Consider the following 15,638-nt stretch of genomic DNA (forward strand, 5'->3'; position numbering starts at 1 on the left):
AATATTAATGACCAGACGGCGCCAGAGAATCTATCAATTGCTGGAAGATAGAACACCGTGAACTGTTCATGAACCTGCCAAATCTACTTGTTGTCGCAAGACAATCGCTATTCAGCGTTACGAATCGAGTGAATCTTCGAAATGAAGATTAATTAAGGTGGCACCACGGAAACTACTTCGTCCTTTGTTGGATGAGGTAGTTTTTTTTATACATTTAGGAGGGATAGAATGTCAGATTTACAAAAAGAGAACTTTTCAGAATGGTATTTAACAGCTATTAAGAATGCCGATTTAATGTCATATTCACCAGTACGTGGATGTATCATTTTTAAGCCAGACGGGTATTCACTATGGGAAAGTATTCAAGCAGAATTTAACAAGTATCTTGCAACTCAAAAGATCAGAAATGCTTACTTCCCATTGTTGATCCCTAAGCACTTCTTCGAAAAAGAAGAAGAACACATCGAGGGATTTGCTCCTGAGCTTCCTTGGATGACACAAGTTGGTGACCAAAAGCTTGATGAACCTTATGCTTTGAGACCAACATCAGAAACTATGATCGGTAATGCCTTTAGTGACTGGATCAACTCATATCGTGATCTTCCTTATGAGATCAACCAATGGGCTAACGTCTTCAGATGGGAGAAAAAGACTCTACCATTCTTGAGAACTTCAGAATTCCTCTGGCAAGAAGGTCATACAGCACACGCAACTGAAGAAGATGCCAGAAAGAGAACAATGTCAGTTCTTGATGCTTATGAAGACTTGATCGTTAACTTCTTAGCTATTCCTTCATACAAAGGTCAAAAGACACCTTCAGAACGTTTTGCCGGTGCCGTTGATACTTATTCAATTGAAACAATGATGCGTGATGGTAAAGCCGTTCAAGCTGGTACATCACATTTCTTAGGCCAAAACTTTGCTAAGTCATTTGACATCAAATTCCTTGATAAAGATGACACTCACAAGTACGTATACACGACATCATGGGGAATCTCAACTCGTTTGATCGGTGCAACTATCATGGTTCACGGTGACGAAAAGGGAATCGTCTTACCACCTAAGATCGCCCCAACACAAGTAGCATTGATTCCCGTAGGTCCATGGCAAAAGAATCCTGAGATCATGGAAACTCTTGAAAAAATCAAAGCTAACTTGGAAGCCAAAAATATCCGTGTTGAAATCGACGATACAGATAACACACCAGGATACAAATTCAACGAATGGGAACAAAAAGGTGTTCCAATGCACGTTGAACTTGGACCTAGAGATATCAAGAACTCATCTGCAGTTATTAAGATGCGTGACCTTGATGATAAAGATTCAGTTGCTCTTGATGGCATTGAAGATAAGATCAGTGAAGAACTTGATACAATGCAAACAAGACTTTTAGAATCAGCAAAAGCCAGAAACAAAGCCAACGAACATTACGATATCGATACTTTGGATGACTTGAAGAAACACATCAATACATGCAAAGAAAACAACGAAATTCCAGGATTCGTATTGATCGGCTGGGACGGAACAGAAGAGACAGAAGCTAAGATCAAAGAAGAAACAGGCTTCACAACTCGTAACATTCCTTTCAACCCACCAATGGAAAAGAAAGTCGATATTGTAAGTGGCAAGCCAGCTAAGTACACAGTATGGATTGCGAGAGCTTATTAGTTTAAGACTGAGCTAGCATTTTTAATGCTAGCTTTTTTTATGTTTGTGTTTGATGTTTTTTGCGGAAGTATGTTGGGTGGAGGTTTGTTCCCGGTCCTGTGGGGGTTCCGGAAATTGCGCCGTGGAACGCTGCGGGCCAACTTTGAGCTATCCGAAGGAGACCGCTTCGGACATCTCAAAGCTTGACCTTTTCGTAAGCACGGCCCATGCCGTGCAAACGAAAATTTCGCGGCTGACGGCGAATTTCCTCCACCCCCACAGGACCTAAAATCGTACAAAAATCACTTTTTGGTGGGATACGGTACTTATCTCTATAGTGCAAAACTGTTTTGGTTAGATAGATTGGTTTATTTTTGTTGATTCCTAGGATTCTGCTTTTGGGTACTAATCTTTTCGATTTTTGTGGTGCTATATCATCGCTTCTTTGCTTGGTAGGAAAAAATTTGGTTTCGCTTTTGTTTTTTGTTTTTGAACTTTCTGTTTCCAACTAGATTGAGATAGACAAGTGAGAAATAAGGAGTTGATGCACAGCCAATTTGAACACCCTAGAGTGGAGCCGACTACCCCAAAAAAAGATATTGGTTATCCTCCAAACTAGGTGGAGGGGCGGGGCGCTATATGGGTTCAGTAGCCAAATTTCACTTGGTAATTTATTGCCTAGTGAAAGACTCGTATTTGAAATGCCCGAGTGAACCTTTCGGATAGTTCAAATCGATGTCGGCTACGTTCCAATCCCATATAGCGCCCCGCCCCGGAACCGGCAGTGAACCACCACATCAAACTACTACCTCTATCCCCACAACAATCAAAATATTCCCCAAATTTCATTTATAGTTTTTTATATTTTGATATACTAATTAAGTAACAAAACAAAACCACTACCCGAAATGTTTTTCGCTTAACTTATGATAACTAATGCTTTATTATAAGAATAAATTCGATAACTATGGATAGGATCGAGAAGGATACATATGAAGAAATTTTTTTCAATAACTGGGATCGTGCTGCTTTTTATTGTTGCTTTAGGGCTGATTTTTAACGAACCGTTGAAGCAATTTGCAGTCAGTCACATGTCTAATCGCTACTTGACTTCTTTGACGGCTGATGACGTGAAGAGAAATCAAAATAAAAAGGCTGAATATGATTTTAAAAAGGTCAAACCTATTTCGGCTTCGCAAGTTGCTAAGGCTTCGATCAATAATAATGCAATTACCATCGGGAAGATGTCGGTTCCTTCTGTCGACTTGTATTTGCCGATTGTTAAGGGATTGAGTGATGATGCATTATCGACTGGTGGTGGCACTATGAAGCCTGATCAGAAGATGGGGAAGGGTAATTATGCTTTAGCTGGTCATTACATGACTAATAAAGGTGTGCTTTTCTCCAGATTGGAAAATGTGCAACTCGGCGATCTTGCTTACATTACTAATATGAAGAAAGTTTATACTTACAAGATTTACTACAAGAAAGTTGTACCACCAACTGCGGTATATATGATCGATGATTCTCCAGGCAAGAAGTTGCTGACATTGATCACTTGTGCTGACGGTGGGACTAACCGTTGGGCAATTCAAGCTTCACTAATTAAAACGCAAAAAGCTAATTCGAAAACATTAGATGTATTTTCAAAATAAGTCGCAAGGCTTATTTTTTTTGCTGATTAATTGTTATAATGTACAAGTTAGTAGGTGATGTATTGGTTTCTATAAAGTGGACAAAACGCGACAGTCCAACAAAAGAACAAATTAGCGCGTTTGCGCAAGAAAATAATCTATCAAATATCGTGGCGGAATTAATGCTCGAACGGGGATTTAGTGATCCGATCCAGATCCAAGAATTTTTGCATCCGGATGTTTCAGGGTTGCAAGATCCTTTTGCTTTGCACGATATGGACAAGGCCTTAGAGACCTTGGATGAAGTCATGCAACGCGAAGGGAAAATCGCCATTTATGGTGATTACGATGCCGATGGTGTCACTAGCGCTTCGATCATGAAACTCACCCTCAAAAAAATGGGGGCTGATCCGATCGTCTTTATACCTAATCGTTTCAAAGATGGCTATGGTCCTAATTTAGATGAATATAAGAAGTTAGTAGAAGAAAAGCATATCGATCTTTTGATCACCGTCGATAACGGGGTCAGTGGTAAAGATCAAATTAAGTATTTAAAAGATAATGATGTCAAAGTTATCGTAACTGATCACCATGATCTGCCAGATGAATTGCCAGACGCTGATGCCGTAGTTCATCCTCGGATTCCTGGTTCTGAATATCCTTGTCCTTATTTATCGGGTGCTGGAGTGGCATTTAAGGTTGCTGATGCCCTGTTAGGTGACGATGCCTTAGAGTTTGTCGACTTAGCAGCAATCGGGACTGTAGCTGATTCTGTGGCCGTTTTAGGTGAAAACCGGGTTATCGTTTCCGAAGGATTGAAACGGATGAAAGCTAATGGCCATCTAGGTATTTTGGCTTTGGCTGATAAGTGCAATATTGATCTTGGTAAAATCTCTGAAGACGAAATAGCCTTCACGATCGCACCACGATTAAATGCTATTGGTCGATTAGATGATGCAACTTCTGCTATGGAATTGTTGACGACTAGTGATGCGACTTTAGCAAAAGATATTGTCGATGAGACCGAAGATATCAATGCTAAACGCCAAGAATTGGTTTTAGAAGCATATAATGATTCGCAGGACCAAATCGAAGAACAAGCAGAAAATGGAGTTCTGGTCTTGACTAGTGACAAGTGGCACCAAGGAATTCTAGGGATCGTCGCGAGTCGTGTCGTTGAACAAACGCATAAGCCAACGATGGTTTTGCGTTATGATCCCGATGCTGAAATGTACAAAGGTTCTGGGAGAAGTCCGGAAGGATTTAACTTATTTGATGCTTTGAATGCACACAACCAACTTTTTGCCGGTTTTGGTGGACACGCTCAAGCTTGTGGTTTTTCTATTGAGGAGCCACAACTTAACCAGTTGATTCCTGAACTACAGGAAGAGCCTGCCAAGCAAGATTTTGACCCCCAAAGCGCTGTCGAAAAAAATTATGATTTAGATATGGATATTTCTCAGTTCAGTTTTGACTTGATCACGCAGATCGATCAATTGGCTCCGTTTGGGATGAATAACCCTAAACCGATCATTAAAGTCAGCAATGTTAGCTTGACGAATAATAAAGCTGTCGGAAAAGATCAGTCGCATTTGAAGACAACTATTGCTGATCGATCACATCAAATACCGGCTATTGGATTCCGGCTTTTTGCAAAAGGGCAGTCGATCCAAAATAGTCTGTGCAACGTTTATGGTCAGCTGAATATTAACGAATGGCGTGGCAAGAAGACATTGCAGATGATGTTGTCGGATTTTGAAGTGTCACCAGAAGCTCAGGCCATTGATCAATTGCAGTCGATCTATATCGATTATCGAAACAAGCAATTGACGAAACCGTTGATGGAGCGTTTTGATAGTATTGTTTGCTTTAATCAAGCATATTTTGACATGCTTAATCGTCACAATTTGAACGTTAAGGTTATCATGTACACCGATAATTGTGATGGCGAGAATGTTTTGATCTATGATCGTCCACATGATCTAAAATTTTTCCAAGAGTTTTTGGCCAACAACAAGACTGCTCATACCGCGCTTTACTTGCATACTAGTCTGACTAGTGGCTATTTGCGTCCGGATGTCGTAGGGATGAAACAGTTCTTGAAATACTTATATTCACACGAAAACTTACAAGTTTCGGACATGCCGACCGTGGCACAATATTTGAAAATCGATAAAAATGACATTGATTTCTATTTAAATGTGTTTTTTGAGTTGAATTTTGTTAAAATGGTAAATGGCTTTGTTAAAAGAGCAGAAGTATCGCAACAACGTGAATTAATCGAATCTCCAACTTATATGAAACGGTTACAACGTAACGATGTTGAAAAAATACTAATTGAGTCTAATTTTGACAGTTTGTTGAACTGGATCAGTGAGTACGACTGTCACAATTAGATTGAACGGAGAATGAAAGATGGATATTGATTTTAAGAAATATGTTGCCAACGTTCCCGATTTTCCGGAACCTGGTGTCTTATTTCGAGACATTTCACCACTAATGCTGGACGGAGAGGCATACGGTGCCGCAACTGATGAAATTGTTGACTACGCAAAGAGTCGTGGTGCAGAAATGATTGCCGGTCCAGAAGCACGTGGATTCATCGTGGGATGTCCTGTAGCTTACAAATTAGGTGTTGGATTTGCTCCAGCTCGTAAGAAGGGCAAGCTTCCTAGAGAAACAGTTTCAGTAACTTATGACCTAGAATATGGTCAAGGATCATTATGGATGCAAAAAGACGCTGTCAAACCTGGTCAAAAAGTCCTCGTAGTAGATGACTTGATGGCAACAGGAGGCACACTAGCAGCTACTATCAAACTAGTTGAACAACTAGGTGGTATCGTAGTTGGAACAGCATTCTTGATCGAACTAAAAGATCTACATGGCCGCGACAAAATAAAAGGCTATGACATGTTTACATTGATGCAGTATTAATATTAAAATAGAAGGTAGCGATACCTTCATCATGGTGAGTTGGCAGAGTGGTAATGCACCGGACTCGAAATCCGGCGAACCGGTTAATACCGGCGCGCAGGTTCAAATCCTGTACTCACCTTATATAGCACTTTTGGGAGTTCCTACGGGAACTCTTTTTGTTTAGTTAAATGTTGATATGACGGCGTTTATAGGCGTTTTTGAAATTTATAAGTGTTCCCGGAAATTCCCGAGTTTTGAAAATTTGTTGACCAAATATTGACCAATTGACCAATTTTGACAAAAGTGGTCACCAAAAACGCTGTACTCGTTGACAGACAATAGGTACAGCGTTATTTTTTTGTTCAATGATCTTTCTATTAGTCCGAGCATTTTTTGTTTCTAAATCATTCAAATATAAATACTTATCAATATAATAATTCTTTTATAATTACATATAACATGATATATTTTATGTGAAGAAAAGAGAGGAGATGTTTACAATGTTTAAAAGTGCTTTACTAGCTAGTTTGACCGTTTTATTATCAGTTGGATCACTTGGATTTTTGGAGAATTCACAAAAGGTTGAAGCAGATTCTGCCACAGAAATCAGCTACAATAATCAACTGCCAGCATGGACGAATACAAACATTAAGGCAGTAGTAACTGTGAACAACCATCAAGGTGCACATTTATATGATGCAGATGGTAAGATCATCCCCAATAGAAGATTAGCTCCCTGGAGTGGTTGGTATACTGATATCGCACGTGTAGCAAATGAAAAGAGTAATGTTAGTAATCCAGTAAAGAAGGGGACTTACTATAGAGTGTCGACTAACGAATATGTCCGTGGCGAAGATGTTGTTCGACCTGTTTATAATCAGGCACGATAGAATATTTCAATAAATTTACAAGCATATAAAAAATGTCTGATGTAATTATCTTGTCCTAATTACATCAGACATTTTTTATACAACGTTATTATTGTAAAAACATACTATAATATTGTTTTATGATAATAATGAATAAAGATTAGTACATATTTTATTAGTTTTGACAAAAATAAAACATTGACTTCAAAGATATTTGTGAATCATCATTATGTGTGATGGAAATCTTTTTCAATACTATTTTATATATGAATATTTATTTAAAAGTTATTTTAAAATAAAATGAATGTAAAAATGGTGTAAATTTTTACTTATAATAATATTAGGAAAAAAATTATGGTATTGCTTATTAAATCCTCAAAATTTAATATCAAATTATGCATTTATCGTTAATTATTTAATGCATATATTCGTTTGGAGGGTGATCATAGTGAAAAAAAATACATTTATCGGATCGATAGCTTCTGTGTTATTTGTGTTGTCATCAAGTGCCATGTCGGGAACAGTATTGGCAGCCAATGATTATCAATCATATTTTGATGATGGAGGTGTTACTATAACAGATTCTGATGTTGGTGCAGATTCAATAATGGATATCCCAAATAATGATCCTAGAAACTGGCATTTTACAGAGATCAAGGGGATAGTTACTGCGGATCACGATGCTCCGTTATATGATGATAATGGAACTAAAATTCCTGATCGGACAGTTTCTGCTAAAAGTTCTTGGGCTGTTGATGGTTCCAAAAAAAATGACTTTACAAATGAACAGAGATTTCGAATTTCCGCTCATGAATGGATAAGTGAAAATGATGCAGGATTTCACGAAACCCATACTCTGAGCAAAGTAAAGAGAACGCCATTTGTTAATATTAAAGTCGATACCGATGGACGAACGACAGTTCATTTAAAACCTGGTAAAAATTACGATTTGTATAAATCAGATGGGACATTATCAAATAGAAAATTAGCAGGTGGTACTGACTGGTTTTCTGATGAGTCTGCAGAAGAACCTGGTGAACTAGTAGATAATCAATATCCAACACAATATTTAAGAGTTTCCACCGATGAATGGGTACTTTGGAATCCGTCTAATGGTGTAGACATGGAATTCGCACCATTTCTTTAATTTCGTACTAAATGAAATATGTTATTAAGAACTGAAGTGCCCCATAAATGTCAGAGTTATGTCTAACATTTATGGGGCACTTTGTATGTCTGGATTGATTCATGTTTACGTTATTAATTTTTCATTTCAAAAAGATAAACTGATGATCTTCAAGCAATCATTCCTTGCCACTGTATATCATTGAATACAATAGACACGTCATCACCATCATGCTCAAGACCAATACCAATACGTAAATTAGCGTTTTGACCTTCTGATAGACTATCTGGAGTTCCAGGATCTCTATTGGAAGATGAAGTTCCAATAGTTCCGTTAGAGTCCGCAACAGTAAAGTTATAACCGTCAAAATCATCTAACGGAATTGTCCCCTTAATGGCAGTGATAGTATAATTTAAAATCACATATTGCTTCATGTTGTCATAATTATGTGAAATATCGGTCACGGAAACATCATTAGGATCTACCCGTTGTACTGAATTAACCTTAATACCGATTACCATTCCGTCATTACTAAGCATGTCTTCATCACCAAAAGATAAAACCTTTGCAGAATCTTCCGCCTCGTCTAATTGTGTATCGTCAGTATTTTCATCAAAATATTCTTCTTTACTAATCGTTCTTGCATGTTTTTGTTTTATATTCTTTGGTTTAATTCGTAATTTTTTTGATTGTTTTTGTCCATTTAAAAATACGGTTAATTTATACTTTCCAGCATCATAAAAAGTTAATGTTTCATTTCCAGTTTTCGCTTTGTTTGAACCCATATTTTTTCCGGTCGATAAGTCTGTTACAGAATATTTATTTCCGCTATTTGTATGAAAGTCTAATGTTGCTTCACTATCTTTGTTTAACCTAGCAGTTGTGTCATCAACATCGAGAAAAATTTGTTCCTCGGTTGTCACAAACGTTCTGATGAGATTGAACAATGCAACAAAGAATAAAAGAATCAGTATCCAAAATAACATTTTTTTGATCAATGAATGATTGTATTGCCTATTTTGAGAATGTCTTGAAGTTCTAGTTTCCATCTGACATCCTCCTATTTTTTGCGATTGCGGTGTAATTCAGACCGAGTCATTGAATGGTGAGGTGATTGTTGGCCATATGGATCATATTGCTGTTGATTATTCAAATTTGAGTCGTTGTTTAAATTATCTGAATGGTTTGTACTTTTTTCTAATTTTTTGTTTTGCAATATATGCCAAATTAAAAATCCAAGTCCAATAACCATTCCTAGCCAGATCCAGACTGATAAATCACCAAATGATCTATCAGCTGTAGTCAATGCAACTAGTCCAAATAGTACTAAAATGATGGCATTCGCGATGTCTCCACCTAGATGTATTTTTGATTTGGTTGCCAAGTAAACTATTCCAGAAACAAGGTAGGCAAATGCCATTATGATTCCACCTGAGCCACTTGTGCTGTTATTACTTTCAATCGCATTTGATAATCCGGCAGCCATACTTTGAATCACGATGAATATTGATAGTAAGATCATCAATATTCCTATTACTAATTTTGTTGTTTTCATCTTAAATCCCCCCTAAATACTAATGTATAAAAAGTATTATAAAATCATTTTAACAGATATCGTTTATCGAAGATGCCAAAGCGATAATTTATAATAATATAATTTATCGCAGCTCCACCAAATCTTTTATGTTATTAAAAATATGATAAGCTTGATGTAAATGCTTAGTGAGGGGGATATTCCATGATAATCAACTTAGTAAACCCGGAAACAAATACGAGAAAGAAAGCCAAACTAGGTTTTTCCTGGACAACATTTTTCTTCGGTTTTTTCCCAGCAGTCTTTCGTGAAGACTGGAAGTGGGCGGCCATTATTTTTCTGGTTGAAATGGTTGTAACCGTTCCAACTTTGGGATTCGGATTTTCTGTAGTCGGAATTATTTTTTCGTTTTTCTACAACCGTCTCTACGTCAATGATTTATTAGCCAAGGGATTTCGTCCCGAAGATGACTATTCTAAAAATGCTTTGCTCAACAAGAATTTTAATTTGAATGGATAAGAAAAAGACAAGAATCGAAATTCTTGTCTTTTTGTTTGAAATTATCTCAGTAATTTAGCTTTTTTAACATCTTCGATTGTCTTGGTTCCAGCCAATTGCATGATGGTCTTGAATTCATCATTCAAGTGTTCAACGACAGAATAAACGCCATCAGCGCCACCAAGGGCTAATCCGTAAATGATTGGACGGGCTAGAGCAACCATGTCAGCACCGTTAGCTAAAGCCTTGAAGACGTGTGATCCTCGGCGAACACCACTATCGAAGATGATCGGTACTTGGTGATTTACGGCATCGGCCACGCTCTTTAGGACATCAAATGAAGCAGGACCTCCGTTTAGTTGTCTACCACCATGGTTAGAAACGTAGATTCCGTCAGCACCCGCACCGATAGCTAGTAGAGCATCTTCTGGACTTTGGACACCTTTGACGATAACTGGTAGGTTCGTGAAATCTTTGATCCGTTTTACGTCAGCTGGACTGATTTTTTGAGCTGCTGCCGCGTAGATCTCACCGATTCCTTTACCTTTACCATCTCCAGTACTGAATTTTTCTAAGTTGGCCATTGGGATAGGGAATTGGAAGTTATTGATTATGTCTGATTCACGATAGCCATCGACTGTGGCATCAGCAGTTAAGATGATTGCCTTTGCACCAGCGTTCATAGCTTCTGTCAAAAGACTTTCGTTAAATTCCCAGTCTTTACTCATGTAAAGTTGGAAAAATTGTGGTGACCCAGCACCGGCTTTTGCTGTGTCAGCAATCGATGTTGATGAATAAGTGCTTTGTGACATTAATGCACCAGCTTTTGCCATGCCTTTAGCCGTATCTTTTTCACCTTGAGAATGTGCTAAGCCTTGGGCGGCAGCTGGAGACATCATAATAGGCGTTTTAACTTTGATTCCAAATATCTCCGTGTCAGTTTGTGGATCTTCAATATTGCTTAAAACTCTAGGAACGATTTGGACGTGATTAAATGCTTTCGTATTTTCAGATAATGTCCATTCGTCTTCAGAACCACCGCTAATATAACCAAAACCACCGGTAGGGATGATCTTCTTTGCTTCTGCCTCTAGTGAAGGTAAATTGAGAATATCTAGTTCTTTCTCGTTATCACTTTGTGTGTAACCATTAATTTCTGTCATCTTGACCCCTCTTTTATTCAAAAATAAGCGCATACATCGTTGATTGATCAACTTTTTCGGTGTGTTTGCTTTTTAGTACTTGATCAATTTAGCACTGACTTTATTTATATACAAATAATCTTTCTCCTAAAAACAAAAAAATTTATACTAACTTGTTTTTTGTGCGAAAATGAAAGTATCAATTTCTAGTAAAGAAGCGATTTTATGGCAGATCAACGAACAAAATTAGCAAAATATTTTAATCAACGAGTTTGGTTCAGTGCAACCTTTGAAAAATTCACGCACAAGAAGATCCGTGCGGGTGGATTTAGTCCAGTTTTATTGCTGGTGGATCTACAATTGACTGATAAAAGAGGCAGAACTGTTGAACCTGACATTGCTGATCACGTTTGGGTGCCTGCCAATAAAGAAGTTTTTAAATTGGGAAAAGAACTGTTCGATGGTGATGAGATCGTCTTTTCTGCCGTAGTTAAAACGTATGGTATCAAAAGAAACGATGTTGCCGACAAAAGAGCTAATATTGCTCAAAGAGTCGATCAAACTAATCATCAAATTTTTCAAGATTATCGTGAAGATTATTTGGATTGGAAAGATGATTGGCAACAAGTTGCTAGTCGCAATCAGGAACTGAAACAAGAATTGCAACAAGGTAAAATCGACCGCAAAACTATGCAGCAATTGGAGCAGGAAAATATTACTCAATATAAAAATAGTCAACCTGACGGAGTTGCCGTAAAAAACCGCGAGGAGGCTAATCAAAATCGATCCGATGCCCAAAGAAAGTCACTCAAGTTTGTCGATTACCAGTTGGAAGATTTAAGAGATGTCAGATTTCTCAAACAACGAAGATTGCACAAGGGTTGGGTCCGTAAACAAATCTCTGTTAAAGACCAAACTAATACCAAGTACACGAAATACCTGGCGGCACGTAGTTTTGCCTATCACGATGGCATCTCTTTTGATCAATTTGAAAATAATAAATAATTACGAGAACAATCATTTGCTTATTTTGTAATCGTTTAACTATAATGAAAAAATCAATAAAAGAGGGGAATTCATTATGGTTAATTTTTTACGGAACAATAAAATCGCAACTGTCTTGTTGACGATTTTGCGGATCTACCTAGGAGTTGAATGGACTTTGGCTGGCTTTGCTAAAGTTACAAACGGAGCCAGTGCAGCAACTAAAGGGATGCTGGAAGCTGCGGTGAAGAATCCAGTCAAGGGTCCTTCTGGAGATGTGGTCTATCCTTGGTTCAACGATATGATCAGTTCAATATTGCCTCACGCTCAAGGAATGAGTGTCTTGGTAGCTTGGGGTGAACTTTTAGTTGGTCTAGGATTGATATTTGGCTGTTTAACCACTGCCGCTGCTTTTTTCGGGGTGGTTATGAACTTTTCATACATGCTCTCGGGTTCAATTTCAGTCAATCCAATGTACATTTTTCTAAGTTACTTCATCCTGATTGCTGGTTATAACGCCGGTAAGATTGGATTAGATCACTGGGTAATTCCTTGGGTCAGACGTCACATTTTTCACAAAAAAGTTGTAGCTTAAATAGTTTTTAGACCGCAAGGTGCAGAACTTTGCGGTTTTTTAATGGTTTTATTTATCATTTGCTTAACTAATATAGTTTTATACAGTAAACTTGTATTAAATGATTTATTTATAGGGGTGTGTGAATTGGTCACAATTAGGGATATTGCCAAACAGGCTGGTGTTTCTCCTTCGACTGCATCGAGAGCACTGAATAAAAATCCACATATCAGTAAAAAAACGATCGACCGGGTCCAAACGATAGCCGATCAGTTAGGCTATATGCCAGATTACAATGCAAAAAATCTTACTACCGGCGAAGCTTCAGCCGTGGGTGTGATTTTTCCAGTAGATGGACATGCGGTACAGAGTAATCCTTTTTATATCAAAGTTTTAAGTGGTGTTAACGATGAACTGATCAAGCGTGGTTACGCTTTGTCTGTCGCTATCACTAAAACGCTCGATGACTTGCAAAAAAATGTGAAATCGATGATCTACCAAAGTAAGATCAAGCGGTTTATTTTGTTGTATTCTCAACCCAATGATCCAATTGCCAAATTCTTACGTGAAAATCATTTAAGATTCGTCGTGATCGGTCAACCGACAGTTGAGACTGATTATTATGTCAACAACAACAACGTAGAAGCAGGTGCAGCGGCAACGAGATACTTGCTCGAACAAAGTCAACCTGAGCATTTAGCCTTCGTTCATTCACCGGAAAATTGGCTTTTTGAAAAGGAACGATTTACCGGCTTCCAAAATGTCGTTTCCGAGCATAATTTGGATTACCAGGAATTTACTGTCGATCAGTCAAATTCGACAACATTGGAATCACAAATTTTTGAACATCCCCAGATCGATGGAGCAGTGGCAACTGATGATATCAATGCCATGAATTTCATCGATAGTTTTAAAAAAGTTTACCCACTCAAGCAAGTTGAAATCATGGGTTTTAATAACTCATTGCCGAAGGTTTTACTCGATCGTAACTATCGAACCGTTGATCTATTCCCCGAAGAGATGGGGAAAAAGGCGACACTACTGCTGTTCAGTGATCGTGAGGATCAATCGATCGATGAAAAGAAACATCTCCTAGTCGGCTATAAAATCGTCTGAATTAGTCAGCTCATTTTCGAGCTGGCTTTTTTTATTCGCAAAAATTTTTAAATTTTTTTTCGTAATTTATCTACAGGGAAAAAGATTGATATATCAACAATTATTTTGAAATATCTCTTTGAAGTATGTAAAAAATATCACATTCTTTTAATGCAAACGGTTGCATTAAATTGAAAGCGGTTTTATACTAATGTCATAAATTAATTCATACCACGAAACGAGGGAGAAACATCATGTCAGATAAAAAAGAGACAAAACAAGATGGCGCTGGTTTACCAAAGCTATCTTCGAACACTATCTGGATGCTTAGTTTGGGATTCCTAGGCGTTCAAATGGCCTTTACTTTACAAAGCTCGCAAATGAGCCGTATCTTCCAAACTATCGGAGCTGATCCTAACAACTTAGGTTGGTTCTTCATCTTGCCACCTTTGGCCGGATTGATCGTTCAACCGATCGTTGGATATTACTCAGATAGAACTTGGGCACCTAAATTAGGTGGAAGACGGTTGCCTTACTTGATCTTAGGTACTGTAGTTGCCGCAATCGTTATGTTCTTATTGCCAAACTCAGGTTCAATGGGCTTTGGTTACGGATCCATGGCAGCTTTATTGTTTGGTGCAATTACTGTTGCCTTTCTAGATTTATCATCAAACGTTGCCATGCAACCATTCAAGATGATGGTCGGTGATATGGTCAACGATGACCAAAAGAGTTATGCCTATGGTATTCAAAGTTTCTTATCAAACACTGGTGCGGTTATCGCCGCAATCTTCCCATTCTTGTTCACAGCACTAGGGATCGCTAACACCGCTAAAAAGGGTGTTGTACCACAGTCAGTTGTTTGGTCATTCTACATCGGTGCCGCAATTTTAGTTATTTCAACAATCATCACAATTTTCAGAGTTAAAGAATACGATCCACAAACTTACGCTAAGTATCACGGCATTTCTGAAGACGCTAATAAAACGGGTGGTAACTGGTTAGATCTTCTCAAGAAAGCTCCTAAAGTATTCTGGACAGTAACATTAGTTCAATTCTTCTGCTGGATGGCTTTCCAATATCTTTGGACTTATTCAGCTGGTGCCATTTCAGTTAATGTTTGGAACACTTCTAATGCTAGTTCTGCCGGATATCAAGCTGCTGGTAACTGGTACGGTGTTTTAGCAGCTGTTCAATCGATTGCTGCTGTTGTTTGGTCATACGTACTAGCTAAAGTTCCTAACAATCACCACAAACTAGGTTATGCAGCAAGTTTGATTCTCGGAGCTGTTGGCTTCTTATCAGTTTTCTTCATTCACAGTCAATACGCTTTGATCGTCTCATTCGTCTTAGTCGGAATGGCTTGGGCAGCAATGAACACTTATCCATTAACTATGATCACTAACGCACTTTCAGGCGAACACATGGGTACTTACTTAGGTTTATTCAACGGATCGATTTGTTTACCACAGATCGTTGCTTCACTACTAAGTTTTGCCTTGTTCCCATTATTAGGAAATTCACAACCACACATGTTCTTACTATCAGGTATCATCATGGCAGTAGGTGCATTATCAGTTGGATTCATTAAAGAAACTTATAAAGCTTAATTAAAAAAG

The 15,638-nt window shown here is 38.0% G+C and carries 15 protein-coding genes and 1 tRNA gene; 12 read left to right on the forward strand and 4 right to left on the reverse strand.

Going from position 1 to position 15,638, the window contains the following annotated elements:
- Positions 1–228 precede the first annotated feature (228 nt).
- Complete coding sequence (gene proS / locus EKM69_RS03600) at positions 229–1,668, forward strand: proline--tRNA ligase (protein ID WP_125708219.1); 1,440 nt, start codon at positions 229–231, stop codon at positions 1,666–1,668.
- Positions 1,669–1,843: 175 nt separating this feature from the next.
- Here the strand turns inward: proS and EKM69_RS12255 are convergent, their stop codons facing one another.
- Positions 1,844–2,155, reverse strand: coding sequence for a hypothetical protein (locus tag EKM69_RS12255; protein WP_164505837.1), 312 nt, complete (start codon positions 2,153–2,155; stop codon positions 1,844–1,846).
- Positions 2,156–2,639: 484 nt separating this feature from the next.
- Between EKM69_RS12255 and EKM69_RS03605 the strand changes: the two genes are divergently transcribed.
- From EKM69_RS03605 to EKM69_RS03630, 6 genes are all read left to right on the forward strand, one after another.
- Positions 2,640–3,302, forward strand: a complete 663-nt coding sequence (locus tag EKM69_RS03605; RefSeq protein ID WP_125708221.1) for a class A sortase — start codon at positions 2,640–2,642, stop codon at positions 3,300–3,302.
- 38 nt (positions 3,303–3,340) lie between these two features.
- Positions 3,341–5,677, forward strand: coding sequence for a single-stranded-DNA-specific exonuclease RecJ (gene recJ, locus EKM69_RS03610; RefSeq protein ID WP_225423827.1), 2,337 nt, complete (start codon positions 3,341–3,343; stop codon positions 5,675–5,677).
- A 19-nt stretch (positions 5,678–5,696) separates the two neighbouring features.
- Positions 5,697–6,215, forward strand: coding sequence for an adenine phosphoribosyltransferase (locus tag EKM69_RS03615; RefSeq protein ID WP_125708225.1), 519 nt, complete (start codon positions 5,697–5,699; stop codon positions 6,213–6,215).
- Between the two features lie 33 nt (positions 6,216–6,248).
- A tRNA-Ser gene (locus EKM69_RS03620) sits at positions 6,249–6,336 on the forward strand.
- Between the two features lie 361 nt (positions 6,337–6,697).
- Positions 6,698–7,087: a hypothetical protein gene (locus EKM69_RS03625; protein ID WP_125708227.1), complete on the forward strand. Its 390-nt coding sequence runs from the start codon at positions 6,698–6,700 to the stop codon at positions 7,085–7,087.
- Between the two features lie 427 nt (positions 7,088–7,514).
- The gene (locus tag EKM69_RS03630; protein ID WP_125708229.1) at positions 7,515–8,213 is read left to right on the forward strand and encodes a hypothetical protein; all 699 of its coding nucleotides are present in this window, start codon (positions 7,515–7,517) and stop codon (positions 8,211–8,213) included.
- Between the two features lie 149 nt (positions 8,214–8,362).
- On the opposite strand, the gene EKM69_RS03635 is transcribed toward EKM69_RS03630, so the two are convergent.
- Positions 8,363–9,241: a hypothetical protein gene (locus tag EKM69_RS03635; protein ID WP_125708231.1), complete on the reverse strand. Its 879-nt coding sequence runs from the start codon at positions 9,239–9,241 to the stop codon at positions 8,363–8,365.
- A gap of 11 nt (positions 9,242–9,252) precedes the next feature.
- On the reverse strand, positions 9,253–9,747 hold the full coding sequence (locus EKM69_RS03640; protein WP_191988680.1) for a hypothetical protein: 495 nt from the start codon (positions 9,745–9,747) through the stop codon (positions 9,253–9,255).
- A gap of 183 nt (positions 9,748–9,930) precedes the next feature.
- Here EKM69_RS03640 and EKM69_RS03645 point away from each other — a divergent pair, with 183 nt between their 5' ends.
- Positions 9,931–10,245, forward strand: coding sequence for a DUF2628 domain-containing protein (locus EKM69_RS03645; protein WP_125708233.1), 315 nt, complete (start codon positions 9,931–9,933; stop codon positions 10,243–10,245).
- A 41-nt stretch (positions 10,246–10,286) separates the two neighbouring features.
- On the opposite strand, the gene EKM69_RS03650 is transcribed toward EKM69_RS03645, so the two are convergent.
- Positions 10,287–11,387: a lactate oxidase gene (locus EKM69_RS03650; RefSeq protein WP_125708235.1), complete on the reverse strand. Its 1,101-nt coding sequence runs from the start codon at positions 11,385–11,387 to the stop codon at positions 10,287–10,289.
- A gap of 204 nt (positions 11,388–11,591) precedes the next feature.
- On the opposite strand from EKM69_RS03650, the gene EKM69_RS03655 reads away from it, so the two are divergent.
- The 4 genes from EKM69_RS03655 (at position 11,592) to EKM69_RS03670 (ending at position 15,629) form a co-directional block, all read left to right on the forward strand.
- The gene (locus EKM69_RS03655) at positions 11,592–12,371 is read left to right on the forward strand and encodes a hypothetical protein (protein ID WP_125708237.1); all 780 of its coding nucleotides are present in this window, start codon (positions 11,592–11,594) and stop codon (positions 12,369–12,371) included.
- Between the two features lie 76 nt (positions 12,372–12,447).
- Positions 12,448–12,945, forward strand: coding sequence for a DoxX family protein (locus tag EKM69_RS03660; protein WP_125708239.1), 498 nt, complete (start codon positions 12,448–12,450; stop codon positions 12,943–12,945).
- A 126-nt stretch (positions 12,946–13,071) separates the two neighbouring features.
- Positions 13,072–14,040, forward strand: a complete 969-nt coding sequence (locus EKM69_RS03665; protein ID WP_125708241.1) for a LacI family DNA-binding transcriptional regulator — start codon at positions 13,072–13,074, stop codon at positions 14,038–14,040.
- A 233-nt stretch (positions 14,041–14,273) separates the two neighbouring features.
- Positions 14,274–15,629, forward strand: coding sequence for an SLC45 family MFS transporter (locus EKM69_RS03670; RefSeq protein WP_125708243.1), 1,356 nt, complete (start codon positions 14,274–14,276; stop codon positions 15,627–15,629).
- Positions 15,630–15,638: the final 9 nt, after the last annotated feature.

This window comes from Companilactobacillus zhongbaensis (assembly GCF_003946515.1).
Taxonomy (GTDB): Bacteria; Bacillota; Bacilli; order Lactobacillales; family Lactobacillaceae; genus Companilactobacillus; species Companilactobacillus zhongbaensis.

Excerpts from the sequence above, each read along its gene's own strand:
- EKM69_RS03605 (WP_125708221.1), top strand. The coding sequence starts at position 2,640 with ATGAAGAAATTTTTTTCAATAACTGGGATCGTGCTGCTTTTTATTGTT.
- EKM69_RS03660 (WP_125708239.1), top strand. The coding sequence starts at position 12,448 with ATGGTTAATTTTTTACGGAACAATAAAATCGCAACTGTCTTGTTGACG.
- EKM69_RS03655 (WP_125708237.1), top strand. The coding sequence starts at position 11,592 with ATGGCAGATCAACGAACAAAATTAGCAAAATATTTTAATCAACGAGTT.
- EKM69_RS03670 (WP_125708243.1), top strand. The coding sequence starts at position 14,274 with ATGTCAGATAAAAAAGAGACAAAACAAGATGGCGCTGGTTTACCAAAG.
- EKM69_RS03650 (WP_125708235.1), bottom strand. The coding sequence starts at position 11,387 with ATGACAGAAATTAATGGTTACACACAAAGTGATAACGAGAAAGAACTA.
- EKM69_RS03615 (WP_125708225.1), top strand. The coding sequence starts at position 5,697 with ATGGATATTGATTTTAAGAAATATGTTGCCAACGTTCCCGATTTTCCG.
- EKM69_RS03635 (WP_125708231.1), bottom strand. The coding sequence starts at position 9,241 with ATGGAAACTAGAACTTCAAGACATTCTCAAAATAGGCAATACAATCAT.
- EKM69_RS03645 (WP_125708233.1), top strand. The coding sequence starts at position 9,931 with ATGATAATCAACTTAGTAAACCCGGAAACAAATACGAGAAAGAAAGCC.
- EKM69_RS03640 (WP_191988680.1), bottom strand. The coding sequence starts at position 9,747 with ATGAAAACAACAAAATTAGTAATAGGAATATTGATGATCTTACTATCA.
- recJ (WP_225423827.1), top strand. The coding sequence starts at position 3,341 with ATGTACAAGTTAGTAGGTGATGTATTGGTTTCTATAAAGTGGACAAAA.
- EKM69_RS03625 (WP_125708227.1), top strand. The coding sequence starts at position 6,698 with ATGTTTAAAAGTGCTTTACTAGCTAGTTTGACCGTTTTATTATCAGTT.
- proS (WP_125708219.1), top strand. The coding sequence starts at position 229 with ATGTCAGATTTACAAAAAGAGAACTTTTCAGAATGGTATTTAACAGCT.